20 protein-coding genes, 3 tRNA genes and 2 pseudogenes are annotated in these 22,165 nt (G+C 39.9%); 10 read left to right on the forward strand and 15 right to left on the reverse strand.

Going from position 1 to position 22,165, the window contains the following annotated elements:
* Positions 1-44: 44 nt before the first annotated feature.
* The 8 genes and pseudogenes from DW996_RS03775 to dtd all read right to left on the reverse strand — a co-directional run bounded on the left by DW996_RS03775 (position 45) and on the right by dtd (position 3,923).
* Positions 45-296, reverse strand: a complete 252-nt coding sequence (locus DW996_RS03775; RefSeq protein WP_118282351.1) for a glycoside hydrolase family 78 protein — start codon at positions 294-296, stop codon at positions 45-47.
* 104 nt (positions 297-400) lie between these two features.
* Positions 401-1,555, reverse strand: a complete 1,155-nt coding sequence (locus DW996_RS03780) for an AraC family transcriptional regulator (protein WP_118534923.1) — start codon at positions 1,553-1,555, stop codon at positions 401-403.
* 94 nt (positions 1,556-1,649) lie between these two features.
* Positions 1,650-1,720: transfer RNA gene (locus DW996_RS03785), tRNA-Cys, on the reverse strand.
* 59 nt (positions 1,721-1,779) lie between these two features.
* A tRNA-Glu gene (locus tag DW996_RS03790) sits at positions 1,780-1,851 on the reverse strand.
* Between the two features lie 16 nt (positions 1,852-1,867).
* Positions 1,868-1,955: transfer RNA gene (locus tag DW996_RS03795), tRNA-Ser, on the reverse strand.
* A gap of 97 nt (positions 1,956-2,052) precedes the next feature.
* Entirely contained in the window at positions 2,053-2,601 is a 549-nt protein-coding gene (locus DW996_RS03800; RefSeq protein ID WP_118280670.1) for a Fe-S-containing hydro-lyase, read from the reverse strand.
* Between the two features lie 19 nt (positions 2,602-2,620).
* Entirely contained in the window at positions 2,621-3,463 is an 843-nt protein-coding gene (locus DW996_RS03805) for a fumarate hydratase (RefSeq protein ID WP_118280669.1), read from the reverse strand.
* 14 nt (positions 3,464-3,477) lie between these two features.
* Positions 3,478-3,923, reverse strand: a pseudogene (dtd, locus tag DW996_RS03810) (D-aminoacyl-tRNA deacylase).
* Positions 3,924-4,057: 134 nt separating this feature from the next.
* Here dtd and DW996_RS03815 point away from each other — a divergent pair.
* Both DW996_RS03815 and DW996_RS03820 read left to right on the forward strand, forming a co-directional pair.
* Positions 4,058-4,417 (forward strand): GntR family transcriptional regulator, encoded by a 360-nt coding sequence (locus DW996_RS03815; protein WP_118280667.1) that lies wholly within the window; start codon positions 4,058-4,060, stop codon positions 4,415-4,417.
* An 11-nt stretch (positions 4,418-4,428) separates the two neighbouring features.
* Complete coding sequence (locus DW996_RS03820; protein ID WP_118534924.1) at positions 4,429-5,802, forward strand: PH domain-containing protein; 1,374 nt, start codon at positions 4,429-4,431, stop codon at positions 5,800-5,802.
* Positions 5,803-5,863: 61 nt separating this feature from the next.
* Here the strand turns inward: DW996_RS03820 and gyrA are convergent, their stop codons facing one another.
* From gyrA to dnaA, 6 genes and pseudogenes are all read right to left on the reverse strand, one after another.
* Complete coding sequence (gene gyrA, locus DW996_RS03825) at positions 5,864-8,374, reverse strand: DNA gyrase subunit A (RefSeq protein ID WP_118534925.1); 2,511 nt, start codon at positions 8,372-8,374, stop codon at positions 5,864-5,866.
* Between the two features lie 17 nt (positions 8,375-8,391).
* A pseudogene (gyrB, locus tag DW996_RS03830) lies at positions 8,392-10,316 on the reverse strand (DNA topoisomerase (ATP-hydrolyzing) subunit B).
* Complete coding sequence (gene recF, locus DW996_RS03835) at positions 10,303-11,418, reverse strand: DNA replication/repair protein RecF (protein WP_118534926.1); 1,116 nt, start codon at positions 11,416-11,418, stop codon at positions 10,303-10,305. The pseudogene gyrB and the gene recF overlap by 14 nt, the downstream one beginning before the upstream one ends.
* Positions 11,415-11,630, reverse strand: a complete 216-nt coding sequence (locus DW996_RS03840) for an RNA-binding S4 domain-containing protein (protein ID WP_118280660.1) — start codon at positions 11,628-11,630, stop codon at positions 11,415-11,417. Before DW996_RS03840 ends, recF begins: the two co-directional genes overlap by 4 nt.
* 12 nt (positions 11,631-11,642) lie before the next feature.
* A complete protein-coding gene (dnaN, locus tag DW996_RS03845; protein WP_118280659.1) occupies positions 11,643-12,755 on the reverse strand; it encodes a DNA polymerase III subunit beta in 1,113 nt (370 codons plus the stop codon).
* A gap of 295 nt (positions 12,756-13,050) precedes the next feature.
* Complete coding sequence (gene dnaA, locus DW996_RS03850) at positions 13,051-14,436, reverse strand: chromosomal replication initiator protein DnaA (protein WP_118534927.1); 1,386 nt, start codon at positions 14,434-14,436, stop codon at positions 13,051-13,053.
* Positions 14,437-14,846: 410 nt separating this feature from the next.
* Here dnaA and rpmH point away from each other — a divergent pair, with 410 nt between their 5' ends.
* The 8 genes from rpmH (at position 14,847) to rsmG (ending at position 21,707) form a co-directional block, all read left to right on the forward strand.
* The gene (gene rpmH, locus DW996_RS03855; protein WP_005334681.1) at positions 14,847-14,981 is read left to right on the forward strand and encodes a 50S ribosomal protein L34; all 135 of its coding nucleotides are present in this window, start codon (positions 14,847-14,849) and stop codon (positions 14,979-14,981) included.
* Between the two features lie 92 nt (positions 14,982-15,073).
* Entirely contained in the window at positions 15,074-15,412 is a 339-nt protein-coding gene (gene rnpA, locus DW996_RS03860) for a ribonuclease P protein component (protein WP_118280712.1), read from the forward strand.
* 15 nt (positions 15,413-15,427) lie between these two features.
* Positions 15,428-15,649: a membrane protein insertion efficiency factor YidD gene (yidD, locus tag DW996_RS03865; protein WP_186854249.1), complete on the forward strand. Its 222-nt coding sequence runs from the start codon at positions 15,428-15,430 to the stop codon at positions 15,647-15,649.
* Between the two features lie 17 nt (positions 15,650-15,666).
* Positions 15,667-16,950 carry a YidC/Oxa1 family membrane protein insertase gene (locus DW996_RS03870; RefSeq protein ID WP_243098660.1) on the forward strand — a complete coding sequence of 428 codons (1,284 nt, stop codon included), beginning with the start codon at positions 15,667-15,669 and terminating at the stop codon, positions 16,948-16,950.
* Positions 16,951-16,965: 15 nt separating this feature from the next.
* Positions 16,966-17,589, forward strand: coding sequence for an RNA-binding cell elongation regulator Jag/EloR (jag, locus tag DW996_RS03875; RefSeq protein ID WP_118280657.1), 624 nt, complete (start codon positions 16,966-16,968; stop codon positions 17,587-17,589).
* A gap of 81 nt (positions 17,590-17,670) precedes the next feature.
* Positions 17,671-19,041, forward strand: coding sequence for a tRNA uridine-5-carboxymethylaminomethyl(34) synthesis GTPase MnmE (mnmE, locus tag DW996_RS03880; protein WP_118534928.1), 1,371 nt, complete (start codon positions 17,671-17,673; stop codon positions 19,039-19,041).
* Positions 19,042-19,070: 29 nt separating this feature from the next.
* A complete protein-coding gene (gene mnmG / locus DW996_RS03885; RefSeq protein WP_118534929.1) occupies positions 19,071-20,969 on the forward strand; it encodes a tRNA uridine-5-carboxymethylaminomethyl(34) synthesis enzyme MnmG in 1,899 nt (632 codons plus the stop codon).
* Positions 20,970-20,984: 15 nt separating this feature from the next.
* On the forward strand, positions 20,985-21,707 hold the full coding sequence (rsmG, locus tag DW996_RS03890) for a 16S rRNA (guanine(527)-N(7))-methyltransferase RsmG (protein ID WP_186854246.1): 723 nt from the start codon (positions 20,985-20,987) through the stop codon (positions 21,705-21,707).
* Between the two features lie 43 nt (positions 21,708-21,750).
* Here rsmG and DW996_RS03895 read toward each other — a convergent pair whose 3' ends face one another.
* Positions 21,751-22,140, reverse strand: coding sequence for a FeoC-like transcriptional regulator (locus DW996_RS03895; protein WP_118534931.1), 390 nt, complete (start codon positions 22,138-22,140; stop codon positions 21,751-21,753).
* Positions 22,141-22,165 lie beyond the last annotated feature (25 nt).

Below are 22,165 nucleotides of genomic sequence, written 5' to 3' on the forward strand. Positions count from 1 at the left end.
CATAAGAATAATGATTAAAGGAATCCTTTGGATTACCATTTTCATCAAAGCAATTCCAATTTTCCGGTAGTCCGATATGGAATTTTTTGACTCAGATGATATTGCATCTGACTCCCGCTTATTTTTCTACTTACTTCAATCTCCTCCTTGTTTTCCTTGTCACTTACATCGTAAACTTCTACCTCAAAAGCACTCTGCTGACTTCCATCTTCCAGTTTCCATCGCAACGTAATATCCGACCCATCAATTCCGCATGGCTTAGACAGATGGTTTACCTGTAAATCTCTGATCTTCATGAAAAAACCTCCCATTTTGTTTTTAGCAATCTTTTCTTTATTGTAGATTGCAAAATAAAACAAAAAAAGAGGTCTTTCATACCATAAAATATGGTGATATAAAACTAATCAATATCATTTCTATATTGTAAAGGTGTCTTTTTATACTTTTTCTTAAACAGTTCGATAAAATAGGATGTATCCTCATATCCGACATGTAGGGCAATATCTTCCACAGACATTCTCGTATTTTTCAAAAGCAGACAAGACTCCTGCAAACGTGTATCCTGAATCTGTTTTAAAATAGTCGTACCCATGTGTTTTTTAAAAATCCGGTTCAGATAAGTTTTTGAATAGTGAAATTCTTCTGCGACTTCTTCTAGGGAAATGCTTGCATAGTTATGATTGATATACAATAAAATCTGTGTCATCTGCTCTCCTTCTTTTCCAAGCCTGGAGGACAATTTTACATTTTTACACTGACCAAGAAGTTCCAGAAAAAAGATACTCAGATAATGATCACAAATTCTTGCTCCGTATGTAGTTTCATTCAGATAAGCTACCATGAGATCAAGTAACTTGTCCCTTAATACTTCATCATTTCCACCTGAAAAAACAACATATGCATTGGATTCCTGCGAAAAAAGTACCTCACTGAAAAACTGATGCAAAAGACTCTGTTGCGGAATATCCCCCAGAAATGTCTTCTCAAAAGTGTATTTATTAACTACAATATTGATCATCATACTGTCATCATAAATATTTACTTTATGCTGCATTCCCGGCGGAATGATCAGCAGGTTTCCTTGATTCAAAGTCTCCTTTTTTTCTGCTTTTCCTTCTTTACTGCGTAAAAATTGATCAACCTTTCCCCTATATATGTAGCACATCTCTATAAATTCATGATCGTGAAATTCTCCGGGAGAAAATCGAATGTGTTTATTGATAAAGATGTTTTTGTCTGTTTCAAAAAATTCCTTGTGAAGAAAATGTACTCTGTTTTTTTCCTTTATTTCGTGATCCATATTCTTTTGTACATTTTCTTTTTCCCATGCATCCAAATCTACATTATCCAGATCAAGAATCTTTTTGGGATATTTTTCATCGAGTTCTTTTTTTCTCTGAAGAAATCTGCTACCTTCCTTCATAAAAAAAGCATATTTTTTTTCCATATCATAAAAAGAATTCACTTTACCATCCTGTTCATAATATGTGCGAAATATTTCTTCGATTGCACTGTATTCTGTCAGATAAGATATAATCATTTCTCTGCTTATCATAAGGTCTCCTCATCTTTACAAATCAGGGAATTCCACAGGATTTTCCTGTGATATAAAAACAAAAGCGGCTCACTACTGTGAACCGCTAAATCAGAGGCGCCAACCAGATTTGAACTGGTGATAGAGGTGTTGCAGACCTTTGCCTTACCACTTGGCTATGGCGCCATAACTTGCATCAACATGATGCATTATATAAAAAAGTCATACATCCGTCAAGATGTAAGTGACTCCGACGGGAATCGAACCCGTGTTACCGCCGTGAAAGGGCGATGTCTTAACCGCTTGACCACGGAGCCATATGCATTATGAAAACGGAGAAGGAGGGATTTGAACCCTCGCGCCGGTTACCCGACCTATACCCTTAGCAGGGGCACCTCTTCGGCCACTTGAGTACTTCTCCATAGTCGAACTAAATCAATATTCACAATGCACAAACTATTCTACTAAAGGTATCCCCATTTGTCAACGAAAATATTGCATTTCTTCGCAATTTTCTTTTATTTCTGATACTCCAGAATGGCTGTTTCATAGAGATTATTTCCGTGGCAATCTGCTACAACTATGACCGGAAAATTTTCGACCATAATCTTACGGATGGCTTCTGCACCCAGATCATCATAGCAGATGACTTCTGACTCTGTGATGCATTTAGAAAGAAGGGCACCGGCACCGCCAACGGCTGCAAAATATACAGCGTGATTGCGGATGACAGCATCTAAGACTTCTTTTGTCCGCTTTCCCTTACCGATCATAGCCTTTTGTCCCAGATCTAATAGGCGCGGTGCGTATTTATCCATACGGCTGGCTGTTGTCGGTCCTGCGGAACCGATCGGTCTGCCCTCTCTGGCAGGTGAAGGTCCCATATAATAAATCGTTGCATCTTTGATCGGGATCGGAAGTTCTTCTCCACGATCCAGGACTTCCATCATACGCTTGTGCGCTGCGTCGCGTGCTACATACATCTGACCATCCAGATATACATAGTCCCCAGAAGTCAGGCTTTCTGCGATTTCTTTTGTAATTGGTAATGTAATATGTCTATCCATCTGAAACCCCTTTTTACAATTATAATTCTCTCACTACGTGGCGATTGACGTGACAACAGATGTTGACTGCCACCGGAAGTCCCGCAATATGTGTTGCATAGGTATTGATATTGACTGCAAGTGCCGTGGTGCTTCCGCCGAGTCCACCCGGTCCGATTCCCAGTCCGTTGATCTTTTCAAGCATTTCTTTTTCCAGATCTGCCACCCATGGAATTTCCGGCTTCTGATTGAGATTTCTGGTAAGTGCCTGCTTTGCCATCAGTGCAGATTTTTCAAAGGTTCCGCCAATACCGACACCTACGACCATAGGCGGGCAGGCATTCGGACCTGCATCCTTTACCGCGGTGAGAATGGCATTTTTTACACCCTCGATCCCATCTGCAGGCTTTAACATAAAGACCCGGCTCATATTTTCACTGCCAAAACCCTTTGGCGCAAATGTGATCTTTACCTTATCTCCGGTCACGATAGAATAATGGATGACAGCCGGTGTATTATCCTTGGTATTGACGCGCTCGATCGGATCACCTACGACAGACTTGCGCAGATAGCCATCAATATAACCTTGGCGCACACCCTCATTGATGGCATCTTCCAGACTACCGCCGACAAAATGCACATCCTGTCCGATCTCCATAAAGACAACTGCCATACCGGTATCTTGGCAGATGGGAATGGTTTCCTGGTCTGCGATCGTGAGATTTTCCTGCAACTGCTCCAAAATCTTTTTGCCCAGAGGAGATTTTTCTTCTTTTGTCGCAACTTTCAGTGCCTGATCCATGTCCTCTGACAGATAGTGATTTGCCTGAATGCACATATCTGCAATTTCTTTTGTGATGTCTTTTACCGCTATTTCTCTCATTGTATTTTCTCCCTCTACCACCAGTCGCTATCCCACAGGATCGTGAATGGTCCGTCATTTTCCAGATCCACTTTCATATCTGCGCCAAAACTGCCACATTCCACCTTGCCAAATGCCTCCTGACATTTTTCTTTAAAATATTCATAAAGTCCATTGGCAAAATCAGGTGCGCCTGCTTTGACAAAACTCGGTCGGTTTCCTTTTTTACAGTCCGCATAAAGTGTAAACTGTGATACTACAAGTATTTCACCATCCACATCTTTTATGGACAGATTTGTCTTTCCATCCGCATCCTCAAAAATGCGAAGTCCCTGCAACTTTTTGACATATTTATCTACCATTCTCTGGTGTCGCCATCCGCCACACCAAGAAATATCAAAAGCCCTTTGCCGATCTTTCCGATCACGTCACCATCTACTTTGACAGATGCATGATTTACCCGCTGAATTACTAACCGCATGCATATTCTCCTTTACATCTAAAATTTATTATATACGCAGGTGTCTGTATCAGCAATGGTTAATTTTTTCTCTTGACTTTTGTATTATTTGTATTACACTAAATAATACAAAAATAAAAAGAAAGGAGTCTATCATGGTCATCTGTATTGATGAGGTTTCTGAAATTCCTATTTACAAACAGATCCGCAATCAGATTGTCTTAGGTATTTCTGATGGGAGATTACAGCCCGGAGAGCAATTACCGACTGTGCGCGCCCTTGCAGAAGAAATCGGGATCAATTCCATGACGGTAAACAAAGCCTATGCTCTTTTAAAACAAGAAGGCTATATCGTTACCGACCGCAGAAACGGCGCAAGGATCCGAAATGAATTTGACCAGGGCAAATATCTCTCACAGGCTTCTTTGGACAATTTGCAACAGATCATATCCGAGGCAAACATCCGCGGATTTTCAAAGGAAGAATTTTTCCAATTATGTGAAAAGTATTTTTAGGAGGCAGATCTATGTTTAATATCATTCTTTTTATTAGTACATATCCGGTACTGCTTATCATATATTTTGTGTTAAAGAACAACCATAAATTTCATGATCATTTGCTGTTTTCCGTCTCCATGAAGGAAGAATGGATAGAACAACCTGCAGTTCAGAAGATCATAAGCGACTTTAAGAAGCAGATGAACATCCTGCTTCTCATCTTTTTTGCTATTCCTCTCACCAGTTTACTGACAAGTCATTTTTCCATACAGTTTACAATCTGGATGAATTGGCTCATGCTCTTAATTCTATTGTTTTATGTGCCATATGCCATAGCCAATAAAAAGTTAAAGAAATGGAAAAAGGAAAATCAATTATACGAAAATCAGATTTTAGTATCTTATGTAGAGATGAAAAATGCCGGAAATGTCAGAAAGGTCAGATTTTTGCCATTCTTCCTTCCGACTTTCCTCAGTTTTTTCATTTTTGTCCTTTCCATTGTATTTTCGGCTCTCTCTGAAAAAACAGATTTTGACAGCACGATTATGGTTCTTAGCATTGCGGCTATCAGTTTATTGTACTGGATCATTGCCTTTTGGATGGATCGTAGACCGGTAGAAGTCATCTGCAATGACAGTGACATCAACATCAATTACACAAGATCCAAGAAAAACGTGTGGAAAAATTTCTGGTTAGCCTGTGTCTGGCTAAACCTTGCCTACACTTTGATTACCTTTTTGCCTCTTATATCCGATACTATCCATCTAGGTATTTTTCTTGTTGGATCCATTGCTTATGCCCTTGTCCTTTTAATCTTAATTATCCCGTTAGGGAAAAAATTCAAAAATATTGAAAAACGTTATGCAAGTTCTTTTGATCCGGCATTTAAGACCAACGAAGACGAGGCATGGATCTTTGGACTGTTTTACTACAATCCTAAGGACAAAAGCAGCATAGTAGAAACGAGAGCCGGCATTGGAACTTCCGTAAATATGGCAACAGGTCTCGGAAAAGGGCTTACAATCTTTTCTATTATTGCAATGCTCAGCATACCTTTTATCAGCATTTTTATGATCATGGAGGAATTTACACCAATCCACCTTGTCATAAAAGATGACACTCTTTACTGTGAACACATTTTTGAAAACTATGCTATTGATACAGATACCATTTCCAATGTATCTTTGGTAGATGAACTGCCATCTATGGTAAAAAGCAATGGAACCGCTATGGATAATCTCTTAAAGGGAAAATTCCATGTGAGAAATCAGGGAAACTATGAACTATTCTTAAATCCGCAACACAAGTATTATATAAATTTTTCGGCTGATGAAAAAAATTATTATGTAAATGGATTTGATGATAAAGAAACCGTAGAAATTTATAGCGAACTCACAGATTGATAAAACTCCGCCAGTTTTGCAATTAACTGCAATCAACTCTGGCGGAGTTTTATTTTACCTCTTATTCTTCTGTAGAATCTTCTTCAGAAGCAGAATCTTCCTGATTTTCTTCACTTTCATCCATAATCATGTCTTCCTTGCGTACTTTTGCAATACTTGCAACCGTAACGCCCTCACCGACATTGATTAATTTCACACCGGAAGTAATTCTTCCGAGAAGTGCTATATCATTGACCTTGATGCGGATAATAATACCTTCGGTATTGATAAGCATCATCTCATCATCTTCATTGACAGCCTTACATCCAACGACATTTCCTGTCTTTTCTGTAATCTTGTAACACTTGACACCCTTACCGCCACGGTTCTGCGGTGTAAATTCTTCTACCAGTGTGCACTTTCCAAGACCCTTTGCAGAAACGATCATCAGAGAATCTCCCTGAGAAGCAAGCTGCATTGCGATCACTTCATCCTGGTCTGTCAGACTCATACCGATAACACCCATGGAAGTACGTCCAGTATTTCTGACATCTGTCTCATGGAAACGGATACATTGACCAAACTTGGTAATTAAAATAATATCTTCGTTATTATCTGTCAGTTTTACCTCAATCAATCTGTCATCTTCACGCAGATTGATGGCTGCAAGACCCGTCTTACGGATATTTTCATAATCTGTGATCTTCGTCTTTTTCACAATACCATTCTTGGTAGCCATAAAAAGATACTGGCTGTCTGAGTATTCCTTGATCGGTATCATGGATGTGATCTTTTCGTCCGGCTGCAACTGCAAAAGGTTGACAATAGCAGTACCTCTTGCGGTTCTGGAACATTCCGGAATCTCATAGGCTTTCAGACGATAAACTCTACCGGTATTGGTAAAGAACATGAGATAATGATGCGATGTCGTCATCATCATTTCGACAATGTAATCTTCATCGATCGTCTCCATGCCCTTGATTCCCTTACCGCCACGATGCTGGCTCTTAAAGTTATCCACATTCATACGCTTGATATAGCCAAGTTTTGTAAATGTGATAACAGTATTTGTAACCGGAATCATATCTTCCATGGAAATATCATATTCATCAAATCCGATAGAGGTTCTACGATCATCCCCATACTTATCAGAGATAGCAAGGATTTCTTCCTTGATAACACCAAGCAACTTCTTTTCATCTGCAAGAATTGCCTTTAACTCCGTAATGAGTTCCATCAAAGACTTATATTCTTCTTCCAGTTTGTTTCTTTCCAAACCGGTCAATGCGCGCAGACGCATCTCAACAATGGCATTTGCCTGTGCTTCTGATAAAGCAAAACGCTCCATCAACTGCTGCTTTGCCGTAGCCACATCAGCAGAACCACGGATGATCTTGATCACTTCATCAATATTATCCAGAGCGATCAATAATCCCTGTACGATATGTGCTCTTTCTTCTGCCTTGTTCAGGTCGTATCTGGTTCTTCTGGTTACGACATCTTTCTGATGCAGCAAGTAATAATTTAAAAGTTCATAGAGGTTGAGTACCTTTGGCTGGTTGCCGACCAAGGCAAGCATAATTACACCAAAAGTATCCTGCAACTGTGTATGCTTGTAAAGTAAGTTGAGCACGACATTCGGATTGACATCACGACGCAACTCAATACAGATACGCATACCTTCTCGTGATGATTCATCACGAAGATCGGTAATACCGTCGATCTTTTTATCGCGGACAAGTTCTGCGATCTTTTCGATCAGACGTGCCTTATTTACCATATATGGAAGTTCGGTTACAACGATACGGTTCTTGCCGTTGTTCATCGGCTCGATCTCAGATACCGCACGCACACGGATCTTACCGCGTCCTGTACGATATGCCTCATCAATACCGGCATGACCTAAGATCGTACCACCGGTCGGAAAATCAGGACCCTTGACGATCTCAAGTAATTCCTCAATATCTGTCTCACGATCTTCCTCTACCTGATTATCAATAATCTTTACCACGGCTGCGATAACTTCACATAGATTGTGTGGCGGAATATTTGTCGCCATACCAACAGCAATACCTGTTGTTCCATTTACCAGCAGGTTTGGATAACGGGAAGGAAGAACGGTTGGTTCTTTTTCCGTCTCGTCAAAGTTTGGCATGAAGTCTACGGTATCTTTGTTGATATCGGAAAGCATAGCCATGGAAATCTTGGAAAGTCTTGCCTCTGTGTAACGCATGGCAGCAGCGCCATCTCCATCCACAGAACCAAAGTTACCATGTCCGTCGACAAGTGGATATCTGGTCGACCATTCCTGTGCCATGTTGACAAGTGCTCCATAAATAGAAGAATCACCGTGCGGATGGTACTTACCCATGGTATCACCGACAATACGTGCACACTTTCTGTGTGGCTTGTCCGGTCCATTATTCAATTCGATCATAGAATATAAAACTCTACGCTGTACCGGTTTGAGTCCGTCTCGAACGTCAGGAAGGGCGCGGGACGCGATTACACTCATGGCATAATCAATATATGATGTTTCCATCGTCTTTTTCAGATCCACCTCATGAATCTGATCAAAAATCTTGTCATCCATTTGTAAACGTCCTCCTACTAAATATCAAGATTCTGAACATATTTTGCATTTTCTTCAATGAATTCACGACGAGGTTCTACCTTATCACCCATCAAAGTTGAAAATGTAACGTCAATTTCAGAAGCATTTTCATCATGAACCATAACACGCTTTAAGATACGGCGCTCCGGATCCATGGTTGTCTCCCAAAGCTGCTCTGCATCCATCTCTCCAAGTCCCTTATATCGCTGGATCTTATTATTTCCGTCACGACCGATCTCTGTCAAAATGTTATTGAGTTCTTCATCACTATAGGCATACCAGACCTTGCGGTTCTTTTCGATCTTGTAAAGTGGCGGTGTTGCCAGATATACATAGCCCTGCTTGATGAGTTCCGGCATAAAACGATAGAGGAAGGTGAGCATAAGTGTTGCAATATGCGCACCATCGACATCGGCATCTGTCATAATGATGATCTTGTGGTAACGAAGTTTGTAATATCAAAATCTTCGTGGATACCGGTACCAAAGGCTGTGATCATCGCCTTGATCTCGGCATTTGCATAAATCTTATCTTCTCTAGCTTTTTCTACATTTAAAATCTTACCACGCAAAGGCAATATAGCCTGTGTTGCACGACTTCTCGCTGTTTTTGCAGATCCACCGGCGGAATCTCCCTCGACGATAAAAATCTCACAATTTTTTGGATCCTTATCGGAACAGTCTGCCAGTTTACCCGGAAGTGAAGTTCCCTCTAAAGCAGTTTTTCTTCTGGTCAGATCTCTTGCCTTTCTGGCTGCTTCCCTTGCTCGCTGCGCAAGCAGCGTTTTTTCACAGATAGATTTGGCAACCTGCGGATTCTGCTCCAAAAAATAAGTCAACTGCTCACTTACAATACTGTCAACCGCTCCTCTTGCCTCACTATTTCCAAGTTTTTGCTTTGTCTGTCCTTCAAACTGCGGCTCTTCGATCTTGATACTGATAATCGCAGTCAATCCTTCACGGATATCCTCTCCACTAAAGGCACTCTCATTTTCCTTCAAAATCTTTGCTTCTCTTGCATAAGCATTAAAGGTCTTTGTAAGCGCACTACGGAATCCTGCCAGATGTGTACCACCTTCCGGTGTGATGATATTATTAACAAAAGAATAAGACGAATCATTGTAGGAATCATTGTGCTGCATGGCAACTTCTACATAAACGCCATCTTTTTCGCCTTCACAATAGATAACCTCAGGATAAAGTTCCTGATTTCCTTTATTCAGGTAGGTAACAAATTCCTTGATACCACCTTCATAGTGGAAAACGCGTTCATTAATCGGATCTTCCCTCTTATCCTGCAAAGTAATGCGGAGATTTTTTGTCAAAAATGCGGTCTCACGAAGACGCACCTTTAAGGTATTAAAATCAAAGGTCGTTGTCTCAAAAATAGATTCATCCGGTGAAAAAGTAACCTTGGTTCCTGTCTTATCCGGATCACAAGTACCGATCTCTTTCAAAGAATACATGGTCTTTCCACGCTCATAGCGCTGCTTATAAACCTTACCGTCACGGCAGATTTCTACTTCCAGCCAATTAGAAAGCGCATTTACAACAGATGCACCTACACCATGCAGACCACCGGATACCTTATATCCGCCACCGCCAAACTTACCGCCGGCATGTAAAACTGTAAATACAACTTCAACCGCAGGAATTCCTGCTTTTGAGTTGATGCCGACCGGAATACCACGACCATCATCTTCTACCGTAACCGTGCCATCTTCGTTGATACTTACAATAATATGGCTACAAAATCCTGCCAAAGCCTCATCTACGGCATTGTCAACGATCTCATATACCAAATGATGCAATCCACGCTCAGATGTGCTACCGATGTACATACCCGGACGCTTACGAACAGCCTCTAATCCTTCCAATATCTGAATCTGATCTGCTCCATATTCCTGATTATTCTGACTCATTTTTATCCTCCATCATATTGCTATGTAAATGAACGCATCCATTCTCTACTTCGTATACCTTATTCAAGGTAAATCTATTTTTCACAAAATCATCCAGACCCGTACAGGTAATGATAGTCTGTGTATCGTCGATCGCCTGTAAGAGATAATTTTGTCTATTATGATCCAATTCTGAAAGTACATCATCAAGCAAAAGAACAGGTTTATCATGAATGGTCTGCTCTACTAATTTGATTTCTGATAATTTCAGCGACAGAGCACAAGATCTCTGCTGCCCCTGCGAACCAAACTTACGCACATCAATATCTCCCACAGAGATTTTTAGGTCATCCCTGTGCGGTCCGACTGAAGTCTGTGCATATTTTAAGTCTTTTTCCTTGGCACGGATCAATTCATCTTCAAAGAAAATATCCTCAATATTTGGTTCATATTTGATAACCATTTCTTCCCTGCCACCGGAAATCTTGTGATGGATATCATGAACAACTTCATTTAATTCCATGATAAACTGATTTCTTCTGGCAATGATCTTTTTGCCGTAGTTGACAAGCTGCATATCCCATACCGGAAGTGTTTCCTTGAGACTCGGGTTAAAATAAAGATCTTTGAGAAGTTTGTTCCGCTGATTTAATATCTTATTGTAGTTTGTCAGATCCGATAAATAAATCTTATCCAACTGACAAAGTTCTGCATCAATAAATCTTCTTCTCTCTGCCGGTCCGTTCTTAATTATGTTCAGATCTTCCGGCGAAAAGAAAATAATATTTAAAATACCAAAAAGTTCGCTTGCTTTCTTGATGGGAACCTTGTTGATGGCAATGCCCTTTGCCTTATTTTTCTTAAGGTGGATATCGATCTGGTATTCCTTTTCGTTCTTTTCCACCAGCGTCTTGATATGAGACTCTGTCTGGTCAAAACGGATCATCTCTTTATCCCGGCTGCCCTTGTGTGACTTTGTCGTTCCACTGACATAGGCAGCTTCCAAGATATTTGTCTTTCCCTGGGCATTATCACCATACAAAATGTTGGTGCCCTCATCAAATGTAATATCTAAATGTTCATAATTACGAAAATTACTTAATTCTATGGACTTTATGATCATCTGACTACTTTAACGCTCTCTCCCTCAAAAGTAACCACATCACCTGGGTAGATTTTTTTGCCACGACGAAGTTCCACCTCGCCATTGACACTTACCAGTCCATCTAAAATGACCATCTTGGCATCCACACCGGAGGACATCATATTGGCTTTTTTGAGTAATTGTCCAAGTTTGATATAGTCATCGCCCTCTCTTAAACTGATTTCTTCCATTTTATCTTCCTCTTAGTTTGTCGCTGTATTAAAGTTTACCGGAAGAATGAGGTAAATGTACTTGTCCTCATCATCCTTGATAAAACATGGTGCCTTTGGATTAACCATATAAATAGATACTTCTTCTTCATCAATAACACGAAGGGCATCGATAAAGAACTTTGGATTGAATCCGATCAAAATATCCTTACCTTCTTTGCCGATCTCGATATCTTCCTTCATGGATCCGGCAACAGAATTGATCTTTAATTCCATGTTTCCATCGGTAATATCCATGATGATCGGCTTTTTGTCGCCTTCTTTTACCATCAGAGTCGCACGGTCGATACAGTCTAAAAGTTCTCTCTTGTTGATCTTAAACTTTGTCTCATAATCGGTAGACAACATCTGATCGATTTTAAAGTATTCTCCTTCAATCAGACGGGAAACAACCGTTGTATTGTCGAATTCAAAAATAATATGATTGTCTGTAATAAAGAGATTTACCATTTCTTCGGTGGATCCTGGAATGATCTTGCTGACTTCTATCAGGCTCTTTCCTGGAACAACGACCTTTTTATTTTCATAAGATTCCTTTAATTCGATGTTACGAATGGAAATTCTATGACCATCCAGAGAAACCACTTTCAGATGATTTCCTTCAATTTCAAATAATTCACCTGTCATCAATTTGTTATTTTCATTATCTGCAATAGAAAAAATGGTCTGGCGGATCACTTCCTTTAATGTAAACTGTGAAAGTAAGATCGGCTCATTACGAGGAATGATCGGAATATAAGCAAAATCTTCACCGGATTTTCCTACGATAGTAAAGTTTGCCTTTTCACAGGTAATAGTTGTCTTAAAGGTAGCATCTGTTTCAATGGTAACTTCATTATCAGGAAGTTTACGAACAATATCAGAAAAGAATCTGGCATCCAATGCAATGATGCCTCTTTCTTCAATCGTGCCTTCAATGATCGTTTCAATACCAATTTCCATATCATTGGCCGTTAATTTGATCTCATTTGTAGAAGCATCGATCAAGATACATTCTAAGATAGCCATGGTAGTTCTGGTAGGAACTGCTTTTGAAACGATGTTTACTCCTTTTGCTAGTTCTGCTTTTTGACAGGTGATCTTCATAATCGGTAAAACTCCTTTCAGTTTAACATAGATAAATATAATAGAAATTAATAGTAATATTATTATAGGGTGTGCAAAAGTGTATAAGTCGTGAAACGCTGATGGTTTCTGGACTTGTCCTAAAAGTTAAATCAAAAAGTACTGTTGAAAGGCTGAGGAAACACAGAGGATGTTTTGTAGATAAAAGGGACAACCTCTTAAGGTGTTTTACCTTTATCCTCAGGCTGTAAACATAAATTCACAACTTATCCCATATATTTAAACATAGAAATCAACAACTTATACACAATCTCATCTAATTTGGATTGATCTTCTTTTTGATGGTGTCGATCTGTTTACGAAATTCTTCATCATTATTATATTCTTCTTCAATCACATTACGTCCGTGTAGGATAGTAGAGTGATCTCTTCCGTTGAGTAACTGACCGATACCTTCTAAGGTAGCATCTGTCATGGTATTGCATAAGAACATGGCAATCTGACGCGGTCTGGAAACGGATTTACTGCGATCCTTGGAAAGCATCTTTTCCATAGGAATATTATAATGTTCAGAAACAACTTCAATGATGAGTTGCGGTGTAACTTCTCTAGGCTTGTCCGGATAAATGATATTCTGAAGTTCACGCATGGCAATATCCATGGTGATCTCGCTCTTTTCCAGATTGGAGTAGGCAATGAGTTTGTTGAGTGCCCCTTCCAGTTCACGGATGTTGGACTTGATATTCTCAGCAATGTAATCCAAGATATCATCACTCAGATTGATCTTTTCAGATTCGACTTTTTTGCGCAAGATCGCCATTCTGGTCTCATAATCAGGATTGCCGATATCAGCCATGAGTCCGCTTTCAAAACGGGAGCGGATTCTTTCTTCCAAAGTCTCCATCTCTTTTGGCGGCTTATCGGAAGTGATAACGATCTGCTTTCCAGCCAAATAAAGAGTATTGAAAGTATTGAAAAATTCTTGCTGCGTGCTTTCCTTACCTATTAAAATCTGGATGTCATCGATCAGAAGGATGTCAACCGAACGATATTTTTCTCTGGTCTTTGTGATGGCATTGGAAGAATTGGATCCACGAATGCCTTCGATGACTTCATTTAAGAATTGTTCGGAAGTCACATAAAGTACCTTTTTATCAGGATTTTCATTGATAATGAAATTGCCGATGGAATGTAAAAGGTGTGTTTTTCCAAGTCCCGGTCCACCATAGATATAAAGTGGGTTGTATGCTTCGCCCGGAGATTCTGCAACAGCGAGAGATGCCTGTCTGGCAAATTTGTTGTTGCCACCTACGACGAAAGTATCAAAAGTGTATTTTGCATTTAAATTAGAAGTTGCATAGTTGGCTGACTTTGGAATAAAAGTCTCATTGATAGCCGGTGTGCTGAATTCGCCCGGTAAGGCAAAACGCAATTTTACTTCCTTAGTAAAGCCACATACTTCACTGATCATGATGGCAAGAAACTTTGCGTACTTCTTGGTGATATAATTGATTGCCATCTGGTCAGGATCGGATTCCTGATCATCTTTTGGATCAAAGACAACGATTAGTGTATCATCTTCAATGGATGTTGGCTCCAGTGGTAATAACCAGGATTTGAAGGAAATATCAGAAATAGAGTGTTCTTCTTTGAAACTCTGTAAAATATCATCCCATTTTTCCTGAATAAGTTCTAAATTCATATGTAGTCCCCGTTCTTTATCCTAATAACCTATCATCTATAATACCTTAATAAAGCCATTTTATCAACAAAAACATCATAGGTATAGGGGATAATACAGGCACCTTATTTTCTTTATTTTCCAAAATACGACGTTATAGGGCTATCTTTGTGCATAAAGTGGATAATAGACTTAGTATGTGGATAAGTTATAAACCACAATATCTGACACAAAATGACATTTTTAGCAATATATCTGTGGATGAATGTTTTTAAATTTTACACTTATCCACAAAGTTATCCACTTTATCAAGAGAATTTTAGAAAATTGTGGAAAAGGTAAAATACCTAAAAAATGTTGATTTTGCTTGACTTTGAGACTTTTTTTGTTATAATGATAGCGATGTTTTTTCATAAAGGGAGGTGGATACTATGAAGATGACATTTCAACCAAAAAAGAGACAGAGATCTAAAGTACATGGTTTTCGTTCAAGAATGAGTACAGCAGGCGGAAGAAAAGTATTGGCTGCTAGAAGAGCAAAAGGTAGAAAGAAATTATCAGCTTAGGCCACAGACCCTGTGGTCTTTCTTCTTTTTATCAAAAACGATCATGACCCAATTCGAGAGACTTTTTGTCATGGAAAGGTGAGTGGATATTAGTGAAATTCAGTGATTCTTTAAAGAAAAATGCCGATTTCCAGTATGTTTATAAAAACGGACAATCCAAAGCAAATCGATATTTAGTTATGTACGTATGCGAGAATCAAGGATCCACAAATCGAATTGGAATTTCTGTTAGTAAAAAAGTAGGAAACAGTGTAGTACGACATCATTTGACGAGACTGATCAGAGAAAGTTATAGACTACATGAAGAGATGTTCAATAGTGGTTTGGATATCGTAGTCGTTGTAAGAAACAGGGCAAGGGATTGTTCTTATCATGAAATTAATGATGCTTTGCTTCATCTTGCAGGTCTTCACAACATATTAAATAGGTAATAATTGGAAAAGAATATGCAATCAATTTTGAAAAATGGTTTAATCTGGATTATCAAATTCTATAGAAAGTATATTTCGCCAATGAAGACAACGAAATGCCCGTATTATCCCACATGCTCGACCTATGGTCTGCATGCTGTGGAGAAGTACGGTTTTTTTAAAGGCGGAGCTTTGGCTGCCTGGCGTATTCTTCGTTGCAATCCATTTTCAAAAGGTGGTTATGATCCTGTTCCATAAAATGGAGGTTTTTAACATTGACAGAGTTATATTTAACTGCTTATGATGGTGCGATCTTAGGACCAATCGCTAAAGGACTCGGCTGGATCATGGATAAGATATACGTTTTTCTTAGTTCCGTATGTCATATCAACAGCATCGCCCTTACCATCATCGTATTTACGGTATTCATTTACCTGTGTCTGTTCCCGCTGACTTATAAGCAGCAGAAGTTTTCTGTGCTTACAAGAAAGATGCAGCCGGAACTGAATGCTATCCAGAAGAAGTACAAGAATAAAAAGGATACTGCTTCTATGCAGGCACAGCAGGAAGAAACACAGATGGTCTATGACAAATACGGTGTTTCTCCAATGGGTTCTTGTTTACAGATGCTCATTCAGATGCCGATCCTTTTTGCACTTTACCGTGTATTCTGGAACGTACCGGCTTACATTACCAGTGTAAAAGACATTTTTACTGATGTTGTAAACGGCATTATGGCAACCGATGGTTATGCACAGACCATGGAAGCACTTTATAAGAGTGCAGGTCTTAAGAATGTTGCTTTTCATGCAGATGCAACCGGTACAGCAATGAGCAATTCTATCATTGATGTTCTTTACAAATTGAGTGAATCCGGTTGGAGCGCTCTGGCAGACAGTTTTCCTAATCTTTCTGACTCCATCGCAACCACAGCCGCAAACTTAAAAGATATCAACTACATGTTCATCTTAAATATTTCCGATACACCTTGGAATCTGATGAAGACAGCATGGGCTGATAAGTATTGGGTACTCCTCATTGCAGCACTTTTAGTTCCAATCGTTTCTTATCTTGGACAGGTCGTCAATATGAAGTTGATGCCTACACAGGATACTTCCGGATCCGGCAACGCACAGGCAGATCAGATGGCACAGCAGATGAAGACAATGAACATGATGATGCCTTTGATGACACTTTTCATCGCCTTCACCTGTCCGGTAGGTCTTGTTTTGTACTGGACCATGGGTTCTGTAGTCCGTATCGTTCAGCAGATCTTACTGAACAAGCATTTTGAGAAGATCAATCTGGATGATATTATTGAAAAGAACAAAGAAAAAGCAGCAAAGAAGAAAGAGCAGCGCGGTATCCGTCAGGCACAGATCTATGAAGCAGCAAAGATGAATACAAAGAGCAACAGCATGGCTTCAAAGGCAAACATTTCTTCTGACAAGATTGATGCTTTGAACAAGGCAGAAGAAGCGCGTGCACATGCTGCAAGCGGATCTATGGCATCAAAAGCCAATCTGGTAAAAGATTTTAACGAGCGTAATAATAAATAATGGGGGTTTAAAATCATGGAATTTGTAGAATTTAGAGGAAAAACTGTTGATGATGCAATCACAAATGCATTGGTTTCTCTTGGAACAACAAGTGATCAGATTGAATATGAAGTAATCGAAAAAGGCAGCAACGGTATTCTTGGTTTTGGCAGCAAAGATGCAGTCATCAAGGTTGCAAAGAAGTCTACACCGGAAGATGTTGTAAAAGATTTCTTAACAGAAGTTTTTGATAAGATGAACTTAGAAGTTGAGATCATCACAAAGTTTGATGAGATCGAGGGTGTGATCGACATTGAGTTGAAGGGACCTGAGATGGGCGTTCTGATCGGTAAGCGCGGGCAGACATTGGATTCTCTCCAGTATCTGACAAACCTTGCTGTCAACAGAAAGTCAGACAATTATCTTCGTGTAAAGATCGACACAGAGGATTATCGTAGAAGAAGAAAGGAAACCTTGGAAAACCTTGCCAAGAACATGGCTTATAAGGTAAAGAGAACCAAGCGTCCGGTTTCTTTGGAAGCAATGAATCCTTATGAGAGAAGAATTATTCACTCTGCTTTGCAGAATGACAAGTATGTTGTAACACATTCTGAAGGGGAAGAACCTTACAGACATGTTGTTATTACCCTGAAGAAATAATATAAATGGGTTGAAATCTTTGGACTTTATCTTCATAATAAATGGGGATAAGGTCCAATTTTTTCTTATAAGGAATTGATTATGTATAAGACAGATACTATTTGTGCAATCGCATCTGCCATGACAAATGCCGGTATCGGTATTATCCGTGTGAGTGGTTCGGATGCGATTGAAAAAGTTGATCGAATTTATAAAGGAAAACAGAAACTGACGGAAGTAGAGTCTCATACCGTACAATATGGTCATATCGTTTATGATGATAAGGTCATAGATGAAGTTATGGTACTGGTCTTGAAGTCTCCGCGTACTTATACGACAGAAGATACTGTTGAGATCGATTGTCATGGCGGGACACTTGTCATGCAGGAGATTTTAAAAGCCGTTATAGCGCAGGGTGTAAGACCGGCGGAACCGGGAGAGTTTACTAAGCGGGCATTTTTGAATGGCAGGATCGATCTTTCCCAGGCAGAGTCTGTTATGGATGTGATTTCTTCCAATTCCAACTTGGCTCTTCACAATTCCATCAATCAGTTGCAGGGCATTTTTTCAGATCAGATCAAGGATATGCGGTCTAAGATCATTTATGAGATCGCTTATATTGAGTCGGCTTTGGATGACCCGGAGCATATAGACATTACAGGTTATGGGGAAGAACTTTTACCAAAGATACAGGAGATCATAGATCAGATTTCGCATTTGCTTGCAACCGCGGATAATGGTTCTATGTTAAAAGAGGGCATTAAGACGACGATCATTGGCAAACCAAATGCCGGAAAATCCTCTCTTTTGAACCTGCTTGCCAGAAAAGACCGGGCGATCGTTACGGATATTGCCGGAACAACCCGTGATACTTTGGAGGAGCAGATCAGTTTGAATGGTATTTCCCTTCGCATTATTGATACGGCGGGTATTCGCCATACAGAAGATGTGGTAGAAAAGATTGGTGTTAAAAAGGCATATGATACCATGGAAAATGCTGACCTCATCCTTTATGTCGTGGATGCATCAAGACCATTGGATGAAAATGATATTGCCATTATGGAAAAGATCAAAGATCTCAAAGTTATTGTACTTTTAAATAAGACGGATCTGGATCCGGTCGTGGATGCGGACGAGATCCATAAATATCTGTCACAGGACATTTTGCCGTTTTCTGCAAAGAATGGTCAGGGATTGGATTATCTGGAGAAAATGATCACAGATATGTTCTTTACAGGTCAGATCATGGACAGTAATGAGGTATTTCTTACCAATGCCAGACATATTGCAGCGCTTTCTGATGCAAATGAGAGTTTAAAGCATGTTGTGGAAAGTATCTCTATGGATATGCCGGAAGATTTTCTGTCGATCGATCTTATGGATGCTTATGAAAGTTTGGGTATTATCATTGGTGAGTCGGTAGAGGAAGACTTGGTAAATGAGATTTTTGCAAAGTTTTGTACCGGAAAATAGAAAGTGCCCATAATTAGGAAGGAAAAATTATGCCAGTAATAGAAGAAACATATGATGTCGTTGTTGTCGGTGCGGGTCATGCCGGATGTGAGGCTTCTCTTGCCGCAGCACGACTTGGGTTAAATACCATACTTTTTACGATCAGCATGGATAGTGTGGCTATGATGCCGTGCAATCCAAATATCGGCGGAAGTTCTAAGGGACATCTGGTAAGAGAGATCGATGCTCTTGGCGGACAAATGGGTATCAACATTGATCATACTTTTATCCAATCCAAGATGCTCAACAAATCAAAGGGTCCGGCAGTTCATTCTCTCCGTGCCCAGGCGGACAAGGCTGCCTATAGTATGGAGATGCGCAAGACTTTGCAAAATACCGAAAATCTTACCCTGCGTCAGGCAGAAGTCTGTGAGATCATAGTAGAAGACGGAAAGATCACCGGGGTAAAGACTTTGTCCGGTGCTATTTATCATTGTAAGGCATGTGTTCTTTGTACCGGAACTTATCTGAAAGCCCGTTGTCTTTATGGTGATGTGATCGAACATACCGGACCGAATGGTTTAAAGGCTGCTAATCATCTGACGGATTCTTTGGTGGAAAATGGTATTGAAATGTACCGCTTTAAGACAGGCACTCCGGCAAGAATAGACGGTTCGACCATTGATTACGACAAAATGGAAGAACAGTTTGGAGATGAGAAAGTTGTTCCATTTTCCTTTACCACAGACCCGGAGGATGTGCAGATAGATCAGGTGTCCTGTTATCTGACTTATACAAACGAAAAGACACATGAGATCATTCGCGCAAATCTAGATCGTTCGCCAATGTATTCCGGTGTGATCGAGGGCACCGGTCCGAGATATTGCCCTTCCATCGAGGACAAGGTCGTAAAATTTGCTGATAAGAACAGGCATCAGTTGTTTGTGGAGCCGGAAGGCCTCAATACCAATGAAATGTATATCGGTGGTATGAGTTCTTCACTCCCGGAAGATGTGCAGTATGCCATGTATCATACGGTTCCTGGATTGGAGCACGCAAGGATCGTCCGCAATGCTTATGCCATAGAATATGATTGCATCAATGCCAATCAACTTTATGCCACACTTGAGTTTAAAAAGATCAAAGGACTTTTCAGTGGCGGACAGTTCAATGGCAGCAGTGGATATGAAGAAGCTGCCTGTCAGGGACTTCTTGCCGGTATCAATGCTTCTCTTGAAATTTTAGGAAGAGAACAGGTTGTATTAGATCGTTCCGAAAGTTATATCGGTGTTTTGATCGATGACCTTGTAACAAAGGAAAACCATGAGCCATATCGTATGATGACATCCCGTGCAGAGTATCGTCTGCTTTTGCGCCAGGATAATGCGGATCTTCGTTTGACTCCGATCGGTCATAAGATCGGTCTGATCTCTGATGAGCGTTTTGCCTGGGTAGAAGAAAAGCGGCGTCTGATCGAGCAGGAAATCAAGCGCGTGCATAATGTTCATATCGGTGCCAATGAAAAAGTACAGACTTTTCTTGAATCACAGGGAAGCATACCTTTGAATTGTGGTGTGACTTTGGCAGATCTGATCCGCAGACCGGAACTGAATTATGAATGTCTGGCGCCGATTGATCCGGAGAGGCCTCGCCTCCACCCGGAAGTGAGAGAGCAGGTCAATATTCATATCAAATATGAAGGCTATATCACAAGACAACAAAAACAAGTAGAGAACTTTAAAAAGATCGAGTCAAAGAAAATACCGGAGAATATTGATTATGAAGTCGTTCCGAGTCTTCGTATTGAAGCCCGCCAGAAGTTGGAGGCATTGCGGCCACTTAGTATAGGGCAGGCTTCCAGAATTTCCGGTGTATCACCTGCGGATATTTCCGTACTTTTGGTTTATCTGGAAAGTTATGATTATAAGAAAGAACATAATATAGAGTAAAGATTGGAAAAGTGTATGAATTATAATTTAAATCGATTTTATCATGGATTGCAGGAACTTGACATTAACTTATCAGAAGATCAGATCAAGCAATTTCTTATTTATTATGAAATGCTGATAGAAAAAAATAAGGTCATGAATTTGACGGCAATCACGGAATTTGATGAGGTTGTGGAAAAACATTTCTTAGACAGTTTGTCCTTGGTTGAGGTTGCAGATCTTCATAAATCTCAGAAAGTACTTGATCTTGGTACAGGTGCAGGTTTTCCCGGTATTCCGCTTAAGATTGCTTTTCCTGAACTTGAGATCACACTCATGGATTCCTTGAACAAGCGTATTTTGTTCTTGCAGGATGTCATAGATGAACTTAGTCTGGAAAATGTTGAGGCAGTGCATGGCAGGGCAGAAGAAGCAGCGCGCAACAAGAATTACAGAGAGCAGTTTGATCTATGCCTATCGCGTGCCGTTGCTAATATTTCGACTTTGTCAGAATATTGTCTACCATTTGTAAAAGTAGGCGGAGTCTTTATCTCTTACAAGTCATCAAATATTGATAAAGAACTGGATCAGGGAAAGAAAGGTATTTATCTTTTGGGTGGAAAAGTTTCGGATGTGCACAAATTTTCTTTGCCGGATTCTGATCTGCAAAGGTCTTTTGTAGTCATTCAAAAAGAAAAGAAGACACCAAAGGCTTATCCGAGAAAAGCGGGGATGCCTTCTAAGGATCCATTACATTAAAGACATAAAAATGGGATAAGAGGAAATTCTTATCCCATTTTTATTATTCCAAGAAACGCATACGATCGTCTTCCTGACTTTTGAAATCCGGTGTAAGTTGGATTTTTTTATTGTTGTAATTCATGAGGCGCATACAATCCGGACAGAGTGTTCCGAAAGAAACCGGCTTGCCACAACGCTGGCATTTGGTGCCGACGATCTGTGTATCTTTTTCTACATATTCGATACGCCCCTCTTTGATCCAGTTTCTCACTTTTTTTATGGAAATCTGAAAATGATCTGCTACCATATATTCATTTACAACATTGGATCGAATGTAATCTTTCACACGCATAAAGAGGTCTTCCTCCTGACAATGCGGACAGACGTCGCCCTCATAATCAGCGGATAATAATTTGTGACAGATTTTGCATTCCTTTGTATTTTCTATCATAAGCATGTCCCATCTTGTGTAAGTC

The organism is Roseburia sp. AM51-8, from assembly GCF_003478275.1.
Classification (GTDB): Bacteria; Bacillota; Clostridia; order Lachnospirales; family Lachnospiraceae; genus Pararoseburia; species Pararoseburia lenta.